Source organism: Baumannia cicadellinicola str. Hc (Homalodisca coagulata) (assembly GCF_000013185.1).
In the GTDB taxonomy this organism is placed as follows: domain Bacteria; phylum Pseudomonadota; class Gammaproteobacteria; order Enterobacterales; family Enterobacteriaceae; genus Baumannia; species Baumannia cicadellinicola_E.
Genome location: NC_007984.1, coordinates 221,007 through 241,499, shown reverse-complemented (window position 1 = coordinate 241,499; position 20,493 = coordinate 221,007). Strand labels below are relative to the sequence as shown.

General features: G+C 36.3%; 17 protein-coding genes. 14 read left to right on the top strand and 3 right to left on the bottom strand.

What is annotated here, in order from left to right; all coding sequences use genetic code 11:
• The first annotated feature begins 443 nt into the window (after positions 1-443).
• Positions 444-791, top strand: a complete 348-nt coding sequence (erpA, locus tag BCI_RS01110) for an iron-sulfur cluster insertion protein ErpA (protein ID WP_011520412.1) — start codon at positions 444-446, stop codon at positions 789-791.
• 43 nt (positions 792-834) lie between these two features.
• On the opposite strand, the gene mtnN is transcribed toward erpA, so the two are convergent.
• Entirely contained in the window at positions 835-1,524 is a 690-nt protein-coding gene (mtnN, locus tag BCI_RS01105) for a 5'-methylthioadenosine/S-adenosylhomocysteine nucleosidase (RefSeq protein ID WP_011520411.1), read from the bottom strand.
• 557 nt (positions 1,525-2,081) lie between these two features.
• On the opposite strand from mtnN, the gene BCI_RS01100 reads away from it, so the two are divergent.
• From BCI_RS01100 to queE, 4 genes are all read left to right on the top strand, one after another.
• Positions 2,082-2,762: a hypothetical protein gene (locus BCI_RS01100; RefSeq protein WP_049752721.1), complete on the top strand. Its 681-nt coding sequence runs from the start codon at positions 2,082-2,084 to the stop codon at positions 2,760-2,762.
• Between the two features lie 108 nt (positions 2,763-2,870).
• Positions 2,871-4,502 (top strand): glutamine hydrolyzing CTP synthase, encoded by a 1,632-nt coding sequence (gene pyrG / locus BCI_RS01095; protein WP_011520410.1) that lies wholly within the window; start codon positions 2,871-2,873, stop codon positions 4,500-4,502.
• Positions 4,503-4,569: 67 nt separating this feature from the next.
• Positions 4,570-5,871: a phosphopyruvate hydratase gene (eno, locus tag BCI_RS01090; protein ID WP_011520409.1), complete on the top strand. Its 1,302-nt coding sequence runs from the start codon at positions 4,570-4,572 to the stop codon at positions 5,869-5,871.
• Between the two features lie 40 nt (positions 5,872-5,911).
• Positions 5,912-6,583, top strand: coding sequence for a 7-carboxy-7-deazaguanine synthase QueE (gene queE, locus BCI_RS01085; protein WP_011520408.1), 672 nt, complete (start codon positions 5,912-5,914; stop codon positions 6,581-6,583).
• Positions 6,584-6,605: 22 nt separating this feature from the next.
• Here queE and queD read toward each other — a convergent pair whose 3' ends face one another.
• Complete coding sequence (gene queD / locus BCI_RS01080) at positions 6,606-6,965, bottom strand: 6-carboxytetrahydropterin synthase QueD (protein WP_041574925.1); 360 nt, start codon at positions 6,963-6,965, stop codon at positions 6,606-6,608.
• A 331-nt stretch (positions 6,966-7,296) separates the two neighbouring features.
• Between queD and cysJ the strand changes: the two genes are divergently transcribed.
• The 9 genes from cysJ (at position 7,297) to ispF (ending at position 17,644) form a co-directional block, all read left to right on the top strand.
• On the top strand, positions 7,297-9,084 hold the full coding sequence (gene cysJ / locus BCI_RS01075; protein WP_011520406.1) for an NADPH-dependent assimilatory sulfite reductase flavoprotein subunit: 1,788 nt from the start codon (positions 7,297-7,299) through the stop codon (positions 9,082-9,084).
• Positions 9,084-10,784 carry an assimilatory sulfite reductase (NADPH) hemoprotein subunit gene (gene cysI, locus BCI_RS01070; protein ID WP_011520405.1) on the top strand — a complete coding sequence of 567 codons (1,701 nt, stop codon included), beginning with the start codon at positions 9,084-9,086 and terminating at the stop codon, positions 10,782-10,784. Before cysJ ends, cysI begins: the two co-directional genes overlap by 1 nt.
• 13 nt (positions 10,785-10,797) lie before the next feature.
• Positions 10,798-11,535 (top strand): phosphoadenylyl-sulfate reductase, encoded by a 738-nt coding sequence (locus BCI_RS01065; protein ID WP_011520404.1) that lies wholly within the window; start codon positions 10,798-10,800, stop codon positions 11,533-11,535.
• Positions 11,536-11,702: 167 nt separating this feature from the next.
• Positions 11,703-13,091 carry a siroheme synthase CysG gene (cysG, locus tag BCI_RS01060; RefSeq protein WP_011520403.1) on the top strand — a complete coding sequence of 463 codons (1,389 nt, stop codon included), beginning with the start codon at positions 11,703-11,705 and terminating at the stop codon, positions 13,089-13,091.
• Positions 13,092-13,134: 43 nt separating this feature from the next.
• Positions 13,135-14,043 (top strand): sulfate adenylyltransferase subunit CysD, encoded by a 909-nt coding sequence (gene cysD, locus BCI_RS01055; RefSeq protein ID WP_011520402.1) that lies wholly within the window; start codon positions 13,135-13,137, stop codon positions 14,041-14,043.
• Positions 14,044-14,055: 12 nt separating this feature from the next.
• Positions 14,056-15,498 (top strand): sulfate adenylyltransferase subunit CysN, encoded by a 1,443-nt coding sequence (gene cysN, locus BCI_RS01050; protein ID WP_011520401.1) that lies wholly within the window; start codon positions 14,056-14,058, stop codon positions 15,496-15,498.
• Positions 15,495-16,118: an adenylyl-sulfate kinase gene (cysC, locus tag BCI_RS01045; protein WP_011520400.1), complete on the top strand. Its 624-nt coding sequence runs from the start codon at positions 15,495-15,497 to the stop codon at positions 16,116-16,118. The genes cysN and cysC overlap by 4 nt, the downstream gene beginning before the upstream one ends.
• 314 nt (positions 16,119-16,432) lie before the next feature.
• Complete coding sequence (gene ispD / locus BCI_RS01040) at positions 16,433-17,158, top strand: 2-C-methyl-D-erythritol 4-phosphate cytidylyltransferase (protein WP_011520399.1); 726 nt, start codon at positions 16,433-16,435, stop codon at positions 17,156-17,158.
• Between the two features lie 9 nt (positions 17,159-17,167).
• Positions 17,168-17,644 carry a 2-C-methyl-D-erythritol 2,4-cyclodiphosphate synthase gene (ispF, locus tag BCI_RS01035; protein ID WP_011520398.1) on the top strand — a complete coding sequence of 159 codons (477 nt, stop codon included), beginning with the start codon at positions 17,168-17,170 and terminating at the stop codon, positions 17,642-17,644.
• Between the two features lie 258 nt (positions 17,645-17,902).
• Here ispF and mutS read toward each other — a convergent pair whose 3' ends face one another.
• Positions 17,903-20,470, bottom strand: a complete 2,568-nt coding sequence (mutS, locus tag BCI_RS01030) for a DNA mismatch repair protein MutS (RefSeq protein ID WP_011520397.1) — start codon at positions 20,468-20,470, stop codon at positions 17,903-17,905.
• Positions 20,471-20,493: the final 23 nt, after the last annotated feature.

The following is a 20,493-nucleotide window of genomic DNA, read 5'->3' as shown; positions in this document are numbered from 1 at the left end:
ATGCTATGTAACATAGTTGTAGAGCATGGAACTGCATAAGCAATTAGATTTCTAACGTACCATATTCACGCAAAAAATAGTATTACTAAAATTAATAGCTGGTTTATTGTTATATATGGAAAAATTTTATCTTATTTTGATAGGTCAAGATAATGATGATCAAACTAAATTTAATACCTCCTTAAGGTATTAGTAAAATGTTTATTGATAATACGAGCAATTTAGTATTGCTATAGTAATAGTACATTACATACTATACCAATTTGGAAGAATAAGACGTAGTATTTATATCAAAAATTACACATCGTTAACAAAGATATCAGCAAATCAACACTGAAAAAGAAGAACATGGTAGTAAGAATATCTTGAGTAATATGTAGCATATTTTTCGTCATCTAATTGATTAATAATATTAATCAATTTGCCTACGAGGAATAAACATTATGAATGAAATGATTAGATTTCCTTTACAATTAACTGATTCAGCTATTAATAGAATTAAAACACTTATTGCTGAAGAAGCTAATCCACATCTTAAATTTCGCGTCTATATTACTGGTGGTGGTTGTAGTGGCTTACAATATGGTTTTACTTTTGATGACAAAGTTAACGAAGAAGATATTGCAATAGAAAAACAAGGTGTCGTATTAATAGTAGACCCAATTAGTCTACAATATTTATTGGGTGGATTAGTAGATTATAGTGAGGGACTAAAAGGTTCACGCTTTTTTATTATTAACCCAAATGTTCAAACGACTTGTAGTTGTGGATCGTCATTTAGTATGACATAAATTCTATTATGGCAGATGTAGAGAGTAGTATCTAAGAAAATTATTATAAAGCTTGTATTATATCTGATACTAGTAATGATAAATGAGATACTACTGTTATTAGGTTATCTTTAAAACTCTTATGAGAAACAGAGTCAGCTATATCCGTAATAACACGGATCCCTACAAAGGGGACAGCAAACAGATAACATATCTGAGCAATAGCAGTTACTTCCATATCTACTGCTATTGCTTGTGGAAATCTACGTTTAAGCTTATATAACTCTTGTCCGCCATTAATAAATATATCGCCACTAATAATTTGACCGCATACGACATTTATATTAGTATGTTCTGTTAGTTGCTTAGTTAAAGCTACTAACGAAGGCGACGCTGGAAATAATAATGGGTATTGAGCCATTTGTCCTTTATCATAGCCAAAAGCTGTTACATTAACATCGTGATATTGTACTTCTTCCGATACAATAATATCACCAACTGCTAATGCCGGTGATAAACCGCCAGCTGAACCTATGTTAATAACTAATGTTGCTTCAAAATTAGTTAGTAGTAGCGTACAGCCTAATGCAGCTGATACCTTTCCAATCCCTGATTGGACTAAGACTACTTTTTTTCCATGCAACCAACCACTATAAATATTACATCTAGCCTGTTGCCATATATTTAGTTTGGCTAATTGCTTACTAAGCAACATTACTTCTTGTTCCATTGCTCCTATAACGCCAATTATCATATTATTTATTTTTTATTCTATATAGTTAAATCTAACTAATTAGTTTAGGGTGATTCATACACTAATATCTAGTAAGCATGGATTGCTTGTTTTATATAGCAAGTAATATTATTTTGTAGTAAATATTATTTACTATTTCTTCTGTAATTACCTATACTAATTTTGAAATATATGCATTATAGATATTAATGAGTATGTTAGTATAGTTATTGCGGTCATAAATCCAAACTTTTATCTATCTAGTTAATTTAAGGTTATCTAACTAGCGGTCAAATTAGTTGCTCTTCTATACCCTACTGCAAGCAATAGTATACTATGTTACTCTAGCGTAGTATTGATATGTTATAAATTTTATCTATGCTAAGCATGGATAACGATAGTTTATGTGCTGCATTGTTGTTTCCTCTAGCTTCTATTGGATTTATATAAGATAATATTTTGGCAGCATACTGCCACAAAAATGTATTACATTTTATTTACGGTGTACGTGAGGTGAATATTATTCACCAACTTACCAACTTAATATAGCTTTTTATCAAACTATAGAAACTAAGTATATGAATAAAGTATACCGTATCTTACTACAAGATAATTTTAGCAGCTTAGTTATTCAGCTCGCAAAGCATATTGCTAAGCTACGTGAAAGACAAAATGCAACAGAAAATAAACGGGTCTTAGTAGCTCAAGATAATACTCATATTTACGCACCACTAGCAAACTATCTCTGGCTGAGTCAGTTAAAATGGGAGCTAGAGGATCGTGTATTTAACTACCTATATCCTAATGAATATAGGCATATAGTTCAACTACTACACGAACGTCGTATCGCTCGAGAAATATATATTGATAACTTCGTGCGGTTTTTACGTCAATCAATGCATAATGCTGGACTTGAGGTAAATCAAATTTATGGCCGTCCAAAACATATTTATAGTATCTGGCGTAAAATGCAGACAAAAGTGCTAGCTTTTAACGAATTATTCGATTTGTACGCCGTACGTATCGTAGTGAAGCAACTACAAGATTGCTATACTATACTCAGTCTTATTCATGATCATTTTAATTATCTCCCGGATAAATTTGATGATTATATTGCTTATCCCAAACCTAATGGTTACCAATCGATTCATACCGTAGTACTAGGACCAAACAGTAAAAATATAGAAATTCAAATTCGTACTAATCAGATGCATAAAGATGCTGAATTAGGTATAGCTGCGCACTGGAAATACAAATAATCGTTAGCAATCTATTATACTAGCTTATATTTGTAGCATCATCGCTGATTTAGGTATATTGTGTTTATTTCTTACTTAGTAGTTTTGAAGGTTTTTTTCATCTTTAGCATGAAAACTAATTATATTTTTGTTACCGGAGGTGTAGTTTCCTCCTTAGGTAAAGGGATTGCTGTAGCATCATTAGCAGCTATTTTAGAAGCAAGGGGTTTAAAAGTAACTATTATGAAATTAGATCCCTATATTAATGTAGATCCAGGTACAATTAGTCCAATTCAGCACGGGGAAGTATTTGTTACAGAAGATGGAGCTGAGACAGATCTAGACCTAGGACATTATGAACGCTTCATTAGAACTAAAATGTCGCGGCGGAATAATTTTACAACTGGTCGTATATACTTTGATGTACTTCATAAAGAACGTCGTGGTGATTATCTTGGTGCTACCATTCAGGTAATTCCTCATATCACAAATACGATAAAACAGCGTATTATTGAGTGCGGAGAAGGTCACGATGTAGTATTAGTTGAAATTGGTGGTACAGTAGGCGATATCGAATCGCTACCTTTCTTAGAAGCTATTCGCCAAATGGCCGGAGAAGTAGGTCGTGACCATACTTTATATATGCATTTAACTTTGGTCCCTTATATAAAAGCGGCAGGTGAGGTGAAAACTAAGCCTACACAGCATTCAGTAAAAGAGTTGCTTTCTATTGGAATCCAACCTGATGTACTAATTTGTCGCTCAGATCGTGCAGTACCGAGTAACGAACGAGCTAAAATAGCATTATTCTGTAACGTTTCAGAAAAAGCAGTGATTTCACTTAAAGATGTTGATTCTATTTATAAAATTCCCGCTCTATTAAAATCACAATATCTAGATGATTATATTTGTGAACGCTTTAGCTTAAAATGTCCTAAAGCTAATCTGTCTGAATGGGAGCAGGTTATTTATCAGCAAGCTAATCCAGTTGGTGAAGTTACCGTAGGCATAGTAGGTAAATATATTGACCTACCGGATGCTTATAAGTCGGTAATAGAAGCATTACACCATGCTGGACTGAAAAATCGTATTGCAGTAAATATCTGCCTAATTCATTCTCAAGATGTCGAAACACGTAGTGTAAAAATTTTACAAGATTTAGATGCTATTTTAATACCAGGTGGTTTTGGATATAGAGGTGTGGAAGGAAAGATTATGACTGCGCAATATGCTCGTGAAAAACAGATTCCCTATCTAGGCATATGTTTGGGAATGCAAGTAGCAATAGTAGAGTTTGCGCGTCATGTTGCTGGTATGCCAGAGGCTAATTCTACAGAATTTGTTTCTGACTGTAAGTATCCTGTAGTAGCGTTAATTACTGAATGGTACGAAGAAAATAATAACCGTAAGCTCAGTAATTTAGGAGGGACTATGCGGCTAGGTAGTCAGCCTTGTAAATTAACATACGGTAGCTTAGCATACCAAATATATGGCAAGACTATAATTATGGAGCGTCATCGTCATCGCTATGAAGTCAATAATATGCTATTAAAACAAATAGAAGCTGCTGGCCTACGTGTCGCAGGATTATCGGAGGACTATAAGTTAGTAGAGATGATTGAATATCCAGCTCATCCATGGTTTATAGCTAGCCAGTTCCATCCAGAGTTTAATTCAACTCCGCGTGATGGTCATCCTCTATTTACGGGTTTTATTAAAGCTGCCAGTGAGTATCAAAAAAAACAGCTTAATAAAATGTAGATAAAGTAATTAATACTTAGTTCAATTAGTTAATGATAACTGTATAATAAACTAAAAGGAAATGCTCATGTCCAAAATAGTAAAAGTTATTGGCCGTGAAATTATTGACTCACGCGGAAATCCCACGGTCGAAGCAGAAGTACATCTACATGGTGGCTTTATAGGTTTGGCAGCAGTACCATCTGGTGCCTCTACCGGTTCGTTTGAAGCATTAGAACTACGTGATGGCGATAAATCTCGTTTTCTAGGAAAAGGAGTAACTAAAGCCGTGAGTGCTGTTAATGGTCCTATCGCGGAAGCATTAATTGGCAATAATGCAAAGTATCAAGAGTGCATAGATAAAATAATGATTAAGCTAGATGGCACAGAAAATAAATCTCAATTTGGTGCAAATGCTATCCTAGCTGTATCAATTGCAACTGCTAAATCTGCTGCGGCTTCCAAGGGGATACCACTTTATGAGCACATTGCTGAACTAAATGGCACCGCCTTTCAGTTTTCTATGCCATTACCAATGATAAATATTATCAATGGAGGTAAGCATGCCGATAATAATATAGATATACAAGAATTTATGATCCAGCCTGTTAGCGCAAAGACAATCAAAGAAGCAATAAGAATCGGTGCTGAAGTATTCCATTATTTAGCTAAAGTTCTTAAAGCTAATGGTATGCACACTACAGTTGGCGACGAGGGTGGCTATGCACCTAATTTAGATTCTAATACTGAAGTATTAGATTTAATTACAGAAGCAGTAGAAAAAGCTGGTTATATTTTAGGTAAAGATATTACCTTAGCTATAGACTGTGCAGCTTCTGAATTGTTTGACCCATTAACTAATAAGTATCTTCTTAAAGGAGAAGGCAAGATATTTACTTCTCAGGAATTTACAGATTACCTAAATATACTTACTAAAAAATATCCGATTATTTCCATCGAAGATGGTCTAAACGAATCTGATTGGGATGGTTTTATGTACCAAACAAAAGTTTTAGGTAATAAAATTCAGTTAGTCGGCGATGACCTATTCGTAACTAGTGCTAAGATTTTGCAACAAGGAATCGAAAAAGGTATTGCTAACTCAATTCTAATAAAATTAAACCAAATTGGTACTTTAACCGAAACTATGGCAGTAATAAAAATAGCGAAGAATGCTGGTTATACTACTATTATCTCCCATCGTTCTGGTGAAACAGAAGACACAACTATTGCCGATTTAGCAGTAGGTACTTCTGCTGGACAAATAAAAACTGGTTCAATGAGTCGTTCTGACCGTTTAGCTAAATACAATCAGCTTCTTCGTATCGAAGAACAACTAGGCAAAAAAGCACCATTTAATGGTTTAAAAGAAGTACAAAGCCAAGCTTAAGTTTAAATAATAATCTTGTTTTAAGGTAGTATTAATATAAATGCAGTATCCTATTAATAGTATTTGCCAAACTTTGCAGGGTGAAGGTTACTTTAGCGGCATCCCTGCTATCTTTATCCGCCTTCAAGGCTGCATGGTAGGCTGTAATTGGTGTGATACTAAGTATACTTGGCATAAAAATAAGATTGAGCAGGGAATCGCAAAGGATATTATGCTCAAAAAAGCTAATAGTAGTGTGTGGTCTAATTTATCAGAAGAAGATATTTTAGCTCTAATTGTGCAACAAAGTTGGATTGCTAAACATGTAGTGATAACTGGTGGTGAACCTTGTATGTATGATCTACTACCTCTAACTTATTTATTAGAACAATATAAATTTAGCTGCCAGATAGAGACTAGTGGTACACAGTCTATTAAATGTACGTCTAATACCTGGGTTACAGTATCGCCTAAAATAAATAAGCACTACGATGTTCAAATACTAGCACAGGCGTTAAGTCGTAGTAATGAAATCAAGCACGTTGTATCACGTCAACGTGATATTAAATATCTAGACGAGTTACTACTAACTTTAAAGGATAGTAAACAGCGTGTTATTTGCTTACAACCTCTTAGTCAAAAAAAATTAGCAACAAAATTATGCATTGATACCTGTATTATGCGGAATTGGCGTCTATCGATGCAAATACATAAATACCTTAATATTGCTTGATTTAACTGATAAATTGGTATTATTAGCCGCGATACACGCAACCAGAATTACAAGTTTCTTTAATATAAACTGCACTTAGTAATGGTAGATTAGGCAGTAATCTTTGCCAAATCCACTGTGCTAGTACTTCGCTAGTAGGATTTTCTAGTCCTGGTATCTTATTCAAGTAAGAATGATCTAATTGCTCTATAATAGGTTGACATACTGCTTTTAACTCAGCGAAATCCATGATCCAACCAGTATATAAATCTATCTTAGCAGTCAGTTCAATACGAACACGAAATGAATGCCCATGTATTCTACCACACTTATGACCTGCCGGTACATAAGGTAAATAGTGGGCAGATTCAAAAGTAAAATCTTTAAACAATGTAGTAGTCAATGCCGTATTCTTATTCATCAAACTAAACATAGTATTACTTATACTAGCTGATTAGATTATATCAAGTTAAATATCTCACTATGATACAGAATCTTCTCTATCTAAGAGAGAGATTGATTTACTGTTATACTACTTAAGTATTATTTTCTTTGAATTAAATAACTATTGAGTATATTTTAATTGCCTATATTTACTCCTTAGGTTGTTTTGTTATTTCTTATTGCGATCTCATCCTTTATTTCTATTCTATTAGCAGTTAATTTGAAGAATAAATCACGATCTTAATCGTCCTACTTAGACAGGGTATAAGTACAAGGAATGACTAACTATTATGACTCAACAAAATGCACCCAAAGATCTACCTCCACTAAGTGCGGAGCAACTAGATCGCTTACAAGCAATAAGTAGTGATTTATCCAATCTTCAGCTAGCCTGGGCTTCAGGATATTTATGGAACAAAGCTTCTCATAGTATACCAATAGATTATACTGCATCGCAGCAGGTCATTACAGTGTTATCTGCTTCCCAGACGGGGAATGCTAGACGACTTGCAGTACAGTTGTACGAAGATTTACTTGCTGCTCAGCTTAGCGTAGTGATAATTAATGCAGGCGATTATAAATTTAAGCAAATTGCCCAGGAAAAATGGTTGCTAATTGTTACTTCAACTCAAGGGGATGGAGATCCCCCAGAAGAAGCTATAGCACTATATAAGTACCTTTTTTCAAAAAAAGCTCCGGTGTTAAATAATATTCAGTTTGCTATTTTTGGTTTAGGTGATAGTTCGTATACATATTTTGCGAAAATAGGCAAAGACTTTGATAGCCGCCTAGCTGAACTTGGTGCTCAACGTTTGTATGATCGAGTAGATGCCGACGTTGATTATCAAGAAAAAGCGGATATCTGGCGCCGTGAAATAGTAAAAATTTTGCAGACAAAGTTAGTAACCGTTAACGCGAAACAGCAATTATCTGTAATTAACAACCGCATAGAAGTTAAGAATAACCTCTATACGAAAGAAGAGCCATTTACCGCACATTTAGTGGTGAAGCAAAAAATTACCAGCCGGAGCTCTAAAAAAGATATCCGCCATTTAGAGATAGATATTGCTGGATCAGGTTTAAATTATCAGCCAGGTGATGCATTGGGTGTGTGGTATGAGAATGATCCGGTACTAATAAGTGAGATCCTAGAATTATTAGGTCTAACAGGTAATGAGTTAGTTCAAGTAAAGGAGAAAAATATACCCCTAAATGAGGCTTTACAAAAACATTATGAACTAACAAACAATACTGCAGAGATTGTCAAAAGTTATGCTTATATAACACGTAATTCATCCTTACTTGCACTAGTTGATGATCAACAACAACTCAAGCAGTTTGCTTTTTCAACCCCTTTTATTGATATGATACAACGTATTCCAGTCGAGCTACATCCAAAACAGTTATTAACTTTATTACGTCCATTAATGCCACGTTTGTACTCTATTGCTTCATCGCAAGCTGAAGTAGGCGATGAGGTTCATTTAACCGTTAGTGTCGTACGGTATGAAATAGATGGAAAAATACGCACTGGTGGCGCTAGCAGTTATCTAGCATATCGTCTTCAGGAAAGTGAGCCCATTCGTGTTTTTATTGAACATAATGATAATTTTAGGTTACCAAATAATCCTAATACTGCAATTATTATGATTGGATCAGGAACAGGAATCGCACCATTCCGCGGTTTCATGCAACAACGTGAGGCAACTACTGCCAAGGGAAAAAATTGGTTATTCTTCGGTAATCAACATCTAACAGACGACTTTTTATATCAGGTTGAATGGCAGCGTTATATCAAAAACGGTTTACTAAACAAAATAGATGTAGCATGGTCGCAAGATCAAAACAAAAAAATTTACGTACAAGATCGGCTATTAGAAAAAGGAATAGAACTATGGAACTGGATCCAAGATGGTGCACATATTTATGTTTGCGGCAATGCCAACCTAATGGCACGTGATGTAGAAAAAGCATTAGTTAAGCTAATAGCAATACATGGTCGTATGGATTATGAACAAGCAGATGAATTTTTAAGTGAACTACGCATAGCGCGACGTTTTCAGCGGGATACCTATTAATGAATAAAAAGATACCAAAAGCTATATTATCCGACAATGAGCGGTTAAAAGTAGCCAGTAATTTTTTGCGCGGTACTATAGCGCAAGATCTACAAGATAATATTACAGGAGGATTTAAAGGTGATAATATTCAACTAATTCGCTTTCATGGGATGTATCAGCAAGATGATCGTGATTTGCGTGTAGAACGTACCTGTCAGAAGCTTGAGCCATTGATTAATATGATGCTCCGTTGTCGACTCCCTGGTGGGATTATTACTCCGCAGCAATGGTTAGGTATCGATAGTTTTGCAACTAAACATACGCTATATGGTAGTATTCGACTAACTACTCGACAAACCTTTCAGTTTCATGGGGTATTAAAACCTAATCTTAAAAATATGCATAAACTACTTCATAGTTTAGGATTAGACTCTATAGCTACTGCTGGTGATATGAACCGTAACGTATTATGCACTTCCAATCCTGTTGAATCAGTACTACATCAGCAGGTATGTAATTACGCAAAAATGATATCTGAGCATTTTCTACCCAAAACACGTGCATATGCTGAGATATGGTTGGACGGAGAAAAAACCGAAACTACCGAGCAAGAACCTATCCTCGGGGCTAATTACTTACCCCGTAAATTTAAAATTTCCATTGTGGTGCCCCCACTAAATGATGTTGATCTACACGCTAATGATCTTAACTTTATTGCCATTAGTAACCTAGGACAACTAGTTGGTTTTAATGTGTTAGTAGGCGGTGGTCTAGCAATGACCCATAACGATAAAAGTACTTATCCGCGTACTGCCAGTGAGTTAGGCTATATCTCTGTAGTAGATACTATTAAAATAGCCGAAGCAGTCATTACTACTCAGCGTGATTTAGGTGATCGTTCTAATCGTAAACATGCTAAAACAAAATATACCATTGAACGCGTAGGGGTAGAATTTTTTAAGAAAGAGGTGGAGGTTCGAGCAGGGATCAAATTTAAACATATCAGGCCGTATTCCTTTACTGAGCGTGGTGATCGTTTTGGCTGGGTACAAGGTATAGATAATCAGTGGCATCTTACATTGTTTATTGAAAATGGTCGTATTATAGATGATAGTCATCGAAAGCTAAAAACTGGTATGTTAGAAATTGCTCGCATTCATCAAGGAGATTTTCGTATTACTGCTAACCAAAATATTATTATTGCAGGAGTAGAGAAGAAACATAAAGCAACTATTGAGTTATTAGCTAGGCAGTATGGGTTAATTAATAATAATATTACCTTACAACGTAAGGCCTCAATGGCATGCGTAGCTTTTCCAACATGTCCACTTGCAATGGCAGAAGCTGAACGTTTCCTGCCGCAGTTTGTCACTAAGGTAGAAAATATTATGTCTCGTCATGGTTTAGGACAGGAAAAAATTATCCTGCGTGTAACCGGTTGTCCAAATGGCTGTGGTCGTGCAATGTTAGCCGAAATAGGTTTAGTAGGCAAAACTATCGGAAGATATAACCTATACTTAGGAGGCGATAGTATCGGTACACGTATTCCCAGAATATACCGCGAAAATCTTACAGAAGAAGAAATATTAAGTATTATTAACGATACTACTGGACGCTGGGCTCGTGAACGCCAGCCTGATGAATCCTACGGTGATTATGTAGTACGAGCTGGAATTATCCGTCCTGTGATTAACTCTGCGTTAGATTTTCACAATTAAACGGTAACATAACATGAAAGTTCTTGATCTAAGAGAATTGAATGCTATGGATAAATCACAGCAAACAGAAGCTATGACAACAGTGAATTTACAGCTAGAAAATATGACCGCTGAGCATAGAGTAAGCTGGGCCTTAGAGCATCTACCACAACCAGCTGTACTTTCTTCTAGTTTTGGTATTCAAGCAGCAGTTAGTCTGCATTTAGTAACTAGTCAGCAACCAAATATTCCAGTAATACTGACCGATACAGGTTATCTGTTTCCTGAGACTTACCAATTTATCGATCAATTAACGGAACAGCTTAAATTAAACTTAAAAGTATTTCGTGCTTACATCTCTCCTGCTTGGCAAGAAGCACGCTATGGTAAACTATGGGAGCAAGGTATAAAGGGAATTCAGCTATATAATAAAATTAATAAAGTAGAACCTATGAATAGGGCATTAATACAACTGGGTTCTTTAACTTGGTTTGCTGGTTTACGGCGTACTCAATCAAGTAGTCGTAGTAAATTACCTGTACTAGCAGTTCAGCAATGCCTGTTTAAGCTGTTGCCGATAATTGATTGGGATAATAGGCAGGTACATTCTTATCTTAAAAAGCACGGTCTAAACTATCATCCACTATGGGAGCAGGGTTACTTATCAGTAGGTGATACTCATACTACCTGTAAATGGACACCGGGGATGAATGAAGAAGATACTCGTTTTTTTGGCCTAAAGCGTGAATGCGGCATACACGAAGAAAAATAACTATCTATTAGTCATTATTAACAAGATAAAATTAACATGTAAATCATGATAAAAGTCAATAGTTTTATTATTCTATAAAGGTAAATTAAATTCCAATTCATAATTGGATTTAATCCTGATTTTCATATATATAATGATATATATCAATTTTACAACACACTTTTAATGTGGAATATTTACCTCTATTTGCTAATCTTAGGCAACGTACAGTTTTGGTAGTTGGTGGAGGCAATGTTGCTGCGCGTAAAATACAATTACTTATGCGCACTGGCGCACATATTAAGGTAGTTGCTGATGATTTATGCCCTGAGCTAGCACGCATAGTAAATAAAAAAGACATAAATTGGATTGGTAAATTATTTGAGCCAGCTATGTTAGATGAGGTATTTCTAGTTATTGCTGCTACTAACAATACTAAACTCAATGCGTTGGTCTATAAATGCGCAGAGAAGCGCCATATATTTGCTAATATAGTAGATAAGCAGTCATATTGCTCTTTTATTTTCCCCTCTATTGTTGATCGATCGCCGATCGTAGTTGCTATCTCTTCTAGCGGTAAGGCACCGGTGCTAGCACGTATTCTACGTGAAAAAATTGAAACGATACTACCTATGTTCATCGGTCCTATGGCAACGCTAGTTGGTACCTGGCGTAATCGTATTAAACAGCATATCCATAATATAGCGTGGCGTCGTCGATTCTGGGAAACTATACTTAATGGACGTTTTGCTCATTTAATTTCCCAGGGAAAATGGGAACATGCAGAGAAGGAAATAGAGTCTCAGTTATACCACTACCAATCACCTATTGGAAATGTAGCTTTAGTCGGTGCTGGTCCTGGTGATAGCGGGCTACTAACTTTACGTGGACTGCAACTAATGCAGCAAGCAGATATAGTACTATATGATTATCTTGTCAGCCCTGAAATACTTGATTTAGTGCGCCGTGATGCCGATAGAATTTATGTAGGTAAGCAGGCTGGTAAACATTCTATGCCACAGGCTGAAATTAATAGCTTATTAGTTAAGTTAGCACTGCAAGGTAAAAATGTTGTACGGCTCAAAGGTGGCGATCCATTTATCTTTGGTCGTGGCGGCGAAGAACTACAGGCAGTTGCGGCAGCGGGAATTTCTTTTCAGGTAGTACCTGGTATTACCGCGGCTAGTGGTGCTACAGCTTATGCCGGTATTCCATTAACCCATCGTGAGTATGCACATAGTGTTATATTCATTACTGGTCATCAGTGCGATGATAGTAGTAATTACCTCAACTGGTCGTTATTAGCGCGTAGTAATCAAACTCTGGTAATTTACATGGGTGTTATTCAGGCAGCAGTGATTAAGAAGAAGCTATTAGCTCACGGCCGCGCACTACAGACACCTGTTGCCGTGATAAGTCGTGGTACTTTAAAAGATCAGAGCGTAATAATTGGGACACTAGAGCAACTAGAAATGTTAACTATACAGGCACTTTCTCCTACACTGCTAATTATAGGAGAAGTAGTGAAAATTTCTTGTGAAATAAATTGGTTTGGTAAAATAATTAAAGAGCAATAAATAAGCTATTTGCAATAGTACATCTGGTTTAAGGATATGAATTATGGAGCAAAAACATTTAACACATTTACAGCAACTAGAGGCTGAGAGTATCCATATATTGCGTGAAGTAGTTGCAGAATTTCGTAATCCTGTGATGATGTATTCCATCGGTAAAGATTCGTCTGTTATGCTACATTTAGCACGTAAGGCTTTTTATCCAGGAAAATTGCCTTTCCCGTTGCTACATGTAGACACTGGTTGGAAGTTTCGTGAAATGTATCATTTCCGTGATCATACAGCTAAAGCCTATGGTTTTGAGCTTCTGGTGCATAAAAACTTAGAAGGACAAGCAATGGGTATTAATCCATTTGTGCATGGTAGTGCTAAACATACTAATATTATGAAAACAGAAAGCTTGAAGCAGGCTATGAATAAATATAATTTTGATGCGGCATTCGGTGGTGCACGTCGCGACGAGGAGAAATCTCGTGCTAAAGAGCGTATCTACTCTTTTCGTGATCGATTCCATCGTTGGGACCCAAAGAATCAACGTCCAGAGCTATGGCATAACTATAATGGACAGATTAATCAGGGTGAAAGTATCCGTGTTTTCCCGCTTTCTAACTGGACTGAGATAGAAATTTGGCAATATATTTTTCTAGAAAATATCGACATAGTACCATTATACTTCGCTAAAGAACGCCCTATATTAGAACGTAACGGTATGCTTATTATGATAGATGATGATCGTATTGACTTACAGTTTGGTGAAACAGTAGGGCAACGTATGGTACGATTCCGTACTCTAGGTTGTTGGCCATTAACTGGTGCAGTAGAGTCAACAGCACAAACTTTACCTGATATCATTAAAGAAATGCTCATCTCTGCTACTAGCGAACGTCAGGGTCGTGTAATTGACACTGATCAATCTAGTTCCATGGAAATGAAAAAACGTCAGGGTTATTTTTAAGAAACCATCTAAATGAATAATAATAATCATATAGCTAAAAAGATTGCTGAGCAAGGTAGTATTGAAGCATACCTACATTCCCAAAAAAATAAAAGTTTACTGCGTTTTCTTACATGTGGTAGCGTAGATGATGGTAAAAGTACCTTGATTGGTCGCTTACTACATGATACCCAGCATATTTATGAAGATCAACTATCTCTACTACACAAAGACAGTAAACGTCTTGGCACACAAGGCGAAAAATTAGACTTTGCGCTACTAGTTGACGGTTTACAGGCAGAACGTGAACAGGGTATTACTATTGATGTAGCCTATCGCTATTTCGCCACTAATCAGCGACAATTTATTATTGCTGATACTCCGGGGCATGAGCAATATACCCGGAATATGGTTACGGGTGCTTCAAATTCTGATCTTGCAATATTACTTATCGATGCACGTAAAGGTATGTTAGATCAAACACGCAGACATAGTTTCATTAGTACCTTGCTAGGTATCTGTAATTTAGTAATAGCGGTAAATAAAATGGATTTAGTAAAATATGATCAATCTGTTTTCAATCAGATTAAGCAAGAATACCTTACTTTTTCTAAGCAATTACCATATCATTCTAATTTAGATATTAAATTCGTACCGTTATCAGCGCTAGGAGGTGATAATGTTGTTCATCCTGCCGTTTCTATGTCGTGGTATAGTGGTCCAACACTACTAGATATCTTAGAAACTGTGGTAGTGGTTAATACTGTTGAACAACAGCAAGTGCGATTTCCAGTGCAGTATGTTAATCGTCCTAATTTAGATTTTCGTGGTTATAGTGGAACCTTAGCTTCAGGAACACTAAAAGTAGGGCAACATATTAAGGTACTACCATCGAATATAGATTCGACTATTAGTCGTATCGTGACCTTCGATGGTGAGCAAACAGAAGCACGTACGGGAGAAGCTGTAACGCTAGTGTTAACAGATGCAGTTGACATTAGCCGCGGAGATTTAATAGTAGACTACGATACAGTACTACACCCAGTACAGTACGCCCAAGTTAATGTCGTATGGATGACTGAGAAACTACTAGTTGCTGGTCAAAACTACGATATCAAGATTGCCGGCAAGAAAACTAGCGTCCGTATAGATAATGTCAAATATCAAATCGATATTAATACATTAAAACCACGTACCGCAGATAATTTACATATGAATAGCATTGGAATGCTCGAATTAGAATTCGATGAACCTATGATACTGGAAAAGTATTCCACTAATCCTGTCACCGGAGGTATGATATTTATCGATCGGCTCACTAATGTAACCGTAGGTGCTGGTCTAGTACAACAAACAGTGCAAGAAATCCACCGACCATCAAATATCTACAGTCAATTTGAACTAGAATTAAATGCTCTACTACGCCGCTACTTTCCGCACTGGGGCACTCGGGATTTACTCGGAGGTAAATCATGACAGAAAGCTCCAATCGTCCAACCTACAATGAAAATATATTTTGGCATATACATCCTATACAACGTAAAGATAGAGAACAACTACATAAACACCTTGGTGCCGTGTTATGGTTTACTGGTTTATCTGGCGCTGGTAAATCTACACTAGCTAGTGCGTTAGAACAGGCACTATATCACCATGGGGTTAGCACTTATCTGCTTGATGGCGATAATATACGCCATGGTCTCTGTAGCGATTTAGATTTTAGCGATAACGGGCGGCACGAAAATATCCGTAGGGTAGGTGAAGTAGCTAAGTTAATGCTCGATGCTGGGCTAATAGTACTCAGTGCTTTTATTTCACCTCACCGCGCTGAACGGCAGATGGTTCGTGACATGCTACCAGAAGATCGATTTGTTGAAGTTTTCGTCGATACACCGTTAGCTATTTGCGAAGCACGAGATCCAAAAGGATTATATCATAAAGCTAGATGTGGCCAATTATATAATTTTACTGGTATTGACTCTCTTTATGAAGAACCGCAAAAACCAGAAATACATCTTAATGGTATGCAATTAATCCAAAAGTTAACAACACAATTATTAAATTTACTTAATGAACGTATGATTATTCGCTGCTGACAGCCTGACATTTTGGCATTTGTTATATGAGTAAATAAAAATAAAGTACTAATTGTTGACAAAAATTGAATAAATATATTCGTACTAATAATAGTAGTCTGTTTATCAAATAATGATATTGCGTAGAATAGAAATAGTTGTATCATTATACAATATACCATTTTGTAAAATTAAAGAAAAGTCATTATTAACTTTTTGAAAATTGAATCCCTATCTAGAGAGGAATAATTAAGCAATGAATTCAATATGATTAAGCTTAATAAATGCTATTATCATTTAGTACTGAATAAAATATTACAAGAAAATAAGCAACAATGACCTGTTTAACCAGACCATTGCCCAATGTTGTTGCTATTTTGCCTGCTGCTGGCAAAGGTCGTCGTATGCAAACAACATTTCCTAAACAGTATCTTACTATTGGTAACAAAACTTTACTTGAACTAACAATATATACCCTGTTACGTCAGCCTTGCATAAGTCAAATTATTGTTGCTATTAGTCCCGATGATTATTGGTTTGCTCAGTTACCAATTGCTGCTGAAGAGCGAGTGATGGTAGTTACTGGTGGTAGTAAACGCGTATATTCAGTCATGCGCGCATTACGCTATGTTAAACATGTATCCTGGGTACTAGTTCATGATGCTGTTCGTCCATGTTTACACCAGGAAGATCTAATTTGTCTACTAACGATTACGGCGCACTCTACAGTTGGAGGTATCTTAGCAACACCTGTACGTGACACTATAAAACGTGCTGGTAATATCGCTAATGTGAAAACTATTAATTATACTGTTGTCCGTAAAGATTTATGGCATGCGCTGACACCACAATTATTTATGCTTGAATTACTAAAGAGTTGTCTTCAGCGAGCACTAAAAGAAGGTGTAACTGTAACAGATGAGTCTGCTGCATTAGAGTATTGCGGATACCAACCTTTATTAGTACCTGGTAGGGCAGATAATATTAAAGTTACTTGGCCAGAAGATCTACAGCTCGCAAGCTTTTATTTATCTCAATTAACTAACACTCACAACAAATAGAGAGTATAAATGCGTATTGGTCATGGTTTTGATGTTCATAAATTCGATGGAGACGGCCCATTAATAATGGGGGGGGTACAAATTCCTTATCCGCAAGGTTTATTATCTTATTCTGATGGTGACGTTGTACTACACGCAGTAACTGATGCCTTACTTGGTGCTGCAGCACTAGGTGATATTGGTCAATTATTTCCAGATACAAATATATTGTTTCAAGGTGCTAATAGTCGTAAGCTACTACGTGAAGTTTGGCAACTTATTATTGCTAAAAACTATCGTTTAGGTAATCTAGATATTACTATCATTGCACAAGCACCTAAAATGTATCCGTATATTCAGCAAATGCGTGTCTACCTTGCTACCGATCTAGTCTGCAACATAGATGATGTTAACATTAAAGCAACTACAACAGAAAAATTAGGTTTTACCGGACGAGGTGAAGGTATAGCTAGCGAGGCTGTAGTATTGTTAATACATATTGATTAGAACTAATTGTTATCACTTTATCTTAGTAGAGTAAGAATAAAAAGTAGACTATCATAGATAGTGCCTTCCTATTATAATCTTTTTCTACATTTTATATTAAATTATCTTGATAATTACTCATTATTCCGCTGGATATTAAATATCGCCTACTCATCATTGTTGTTATCGATAACAGGATATAACTGTATTTAGTTCATTACTTATTCTTTATTGACAACGCAGATTGTTATCTCCCTAATGTATTATGATTAAGTAAAACTAAATCATCTGCTTTAAAGAGTAGAGTAGATCAAGTGCTTGACGTGGAGACAAACTATCAGGATCTATTTCTTGTAAAGCTTGGATTACTGGCGATGTCTCCTGCGTAAATTGTGGTAAGCTGCGGCTCGACAGCGGAGTAGTTAATGCTATATTGTTCGATAGATTCTCTAGCTCATGTAGTTTTCGGCTAGCGCACTTAATAACATCGCGTGGTATCCCAGCTAAACTAGCTACTGACAAGCCATAACTTTTATTCGCAGCTCCATTCTGTATACTATGCATAAAAGCTATAGTATCATTATATTCTATAGCTGCAAAATGTGCGTTCACTATACCCTTGATTTTATTGGGTAGAGTCGTTAGTTCAAAATAATGTGTAGCAAACAATGTCATAGCTTTAATTCTACTAGCCAGGCTTTCTGCACAAGCCCAAGCTAGCGATAATCCATCATAAGTTGAGGTCCCTCGTCCAATTTCATCCATTAAAACTAAACTTTGGCAAGTAGCATTATGTAGAATATTTGCTGTTTCCGTCATTTCGACCATAAAAGTTGAACGGCCAGAAACTAGATCATCGGCAGCGCCTATACGAGTAAAAATACGATCAATAGGTCCTATAATAGCTTGAGATGCCGGCACAAAGCTACCAATGTAGGCTAACAAAACAATTAGCGCGTTTTGTCGCATATAAGTACTTTTACCACCCATATTAGGTCCTGTGATAATTATCATATGATTTTGGTCTGATAAAGATAAAGTATTAGCAATAAATGGCTTACTCATCAAAGGTTCTACTACTGGATGTCGCCCATCGATTATATTAATAATCGGCTGATTATTTATCATAGGACAGACATAATGTAGTGTATCAGCACGTTCAGCTAAATTACTTAAAACATCTAATTCCGCTAATGCTGTAGCACTGAGCTGTAATTGAGTTAAATATGGCAAAAGCATATCTAGTAATGCATCATACAATTTTTTTTCTAACGATAAAGCTTTGCTTTTTGAAGTTATTACTTTATCTTCATACTCTTTTAGCTCTGGTATAATATAACGTTCTACATGTTTAAGTGTTTGACGGCGAATATAGCGTTTAGGTGCTCGATGACTCTGCTCACGACTGAGCTGTATAAAATATCCGTGTACGGCATTAAAACCAATCTTAAGTGTTTCTAGACCAGTATGTTTACGCTCTTTCATCTCAAGTATATCTAGATAGTCGGTAGCATTATTAGCGAGCGCACGTAACTCATCTAACTCTAAATTATATCCAGTAGCAATTATACCGCCATCACGTAATAATGCTGATGGTGATATCACAATAGCACGCTCTAATAGCTGGCATAAATTATCGAAATAACCGACATTACTTAGTAATTGAGACAGATGCATACCACTAGTATTATCTGCCAATAACGATTGAATATCTGGTAATTGTTGTAAAGCATTACGTATGCGAGCTAAATCACGAGGGCGTGCAGAGCGTAGTGCTAAACGTGCTAGTATTCGCTCTAGATCACCTATTTTTCGTAGTATGGGTTGTAAAATATCAAACTTACCTTGCAAAAAGTAAATACTTTGTTGACGGTTTTCAATCGTAGTAAGATGTTTAGTTGGCATCTGTAGCCAGCGTTTTAGCATCCTACTACCCATAGAAGTAACAGTATGATCTAATACTGCTACGAGGGTATGTTCTATGCCGCCACTAAGGTTATGTGTTAGCTCAAGGTTACGCATAGTTGCAGCATCCATTACTACGTAATCTTCTTGTCGTTCCAAAGTGATAGTACTGATATGCGGCATAGCGGTACGTTGAGTATCCTTAGCGTATTGCAATAAACAACCGGCAGCTCGTAGCGCTAGATGGGCACACTCAATGCCGAACCCCTTTAAACTACTAGTGCCAAATTGAATCATAAGCTGCTGACAAGCTGTATCTAGTTCAAATTCCCATATTGGTCTACGTCGTAGACCGCGTCGGTGTTCTATTAAAGCTAAATTATGTTGCGTATCTGGATAAAGTAGCTCAGCTGGATTAGTACGCTGTAATTCAGCGGCCATAGCCTCGAAATCTTTCGGTTCTGATACGATAAAACGTCCAGAAGTAATGTCTAACGTAGCATACCCAAATCCTTGTTTATCTTGCAGCATAGCAGCTAGTAAGTTATCCTGGCGTTCATTTAATAATACTTCATCGCTGAGCGTACCAGGAGTAACAATGCGCACTACACGGCGTTCTACTGGACCCTTATTGATAGTTGGCTCACCTACTTGTTCACAAATGGCAACTGATTTACCCAGCGCTACTAGTTTAGCTAGATAGCTATCTAATGCATGATAAGGTATCCCTGCCATTGGGATTGGTTCACCAGCAGAGAAACCACGTTTGGTTAAAGAGATATCTATTAACTGTGACGCTAATTTAGCATCTTCATAAAATAATTCATAAAAATCACCCATACGGTAAAAAAGTAAAACATCAGAATGCTGAGCTTTTATCTGCCAATATTGTTGCATCATAGGAGTATGATTAAGGATAGATTTATCTGTAAGCTCTTTCATATATTAAGTAAATTAATCTTATG

Coding starts and splice junctions, on each gene's coding strand:
- BCI_RS01065 (WP_011520404.1), top strand. CDS start 10,798: ATGAAAGTTCTTGATCTAAGAGAATTGAATGCTATGGATAAATCACAG.
- mutS (WP_011520397.1), bottom strand. CDS start 20,470: ATGAAAGAGCTTACAGATAAATCTATCCTTAATCATACTCCTATGATG.
- cysI (WP_011520405.1), top strand. CDS start 9,084: ATGAATAAAAAGATACCAAAAGCTATATTATCCGACAATGAGCGGTTA.
- queE (WP_011520408.1), top strand. CDS start 5,912: ATGCAGTATCCTATTAATAGTATTTGCCAAACTTTGCAGGGTGAAGGT.
- eno (WP_011520409.1), top strand. CDS start 4,570: ATGTCCAAAATAGTAAAAGTTATTGGCCGTGAAATTATTGACTCACGC.
- BCI_RS01100 (WP_049752721.1), top strand. CDS start 2,082: ATGAATAAAGTATACCGTATCTTACTACAAGATAATTTTAGCAGCTTA.
- erpA (WP_011520412.1), top strand. CDS start 444: ATGAATGAAATGATTAGATTTCCTTTACAATTAACTGATTCAGCTATT.
- cysC (WP_011520400.1), top strand. CDS start 15,495: ATGACAGAAAGCTCCAATCGTCCAACCTACAATGAAAATATATTTTGG.
- cysD (WP_011520402.1), top strand. CDS start 13,135: ATGGAGCAAAAACATTTAACACATTTACAGCAACTAGAGGCTGAGAGT.
- cysJ (WP_011520406.1), top strand. CDS start 7,297: ATGACTCAACAAAATGCACCCAAAGATCTACCTCCACTAAGTGCGGAG.
- ispD (WP_011520399.1), top strand. CDS start 16,433: ATGACCTGTTTAACCAGACCATTGCCCAATGTTGTTGCTATTTTGCCT.
- cysN (WP_011520401.1), top strand. CDS start 14,056: ATGAATAATAATAATCATATAGCTAAAAAGATTGCTGAGCAAGGTAGT.
- ispF (WP_011520398.1), top strand. CDS start 17,168: ATGCGTATTGGTCATGGTTTTGATGTTCATAAATTCGATGGAGACGGC.
- pyrG (WP_011520410.1), top strand. CDS start 2,871: ATGAAAACTAATTATATTTTTGTTACCGGAGGTGTAGTTTCCTCCTTA.
- mtnN (WP_011520411.1), bottom strand. CDS start 1,524: ATGATAATTGGCGTTATAGGAGCAATGGAACAAGAAGTAATGTTGCTT.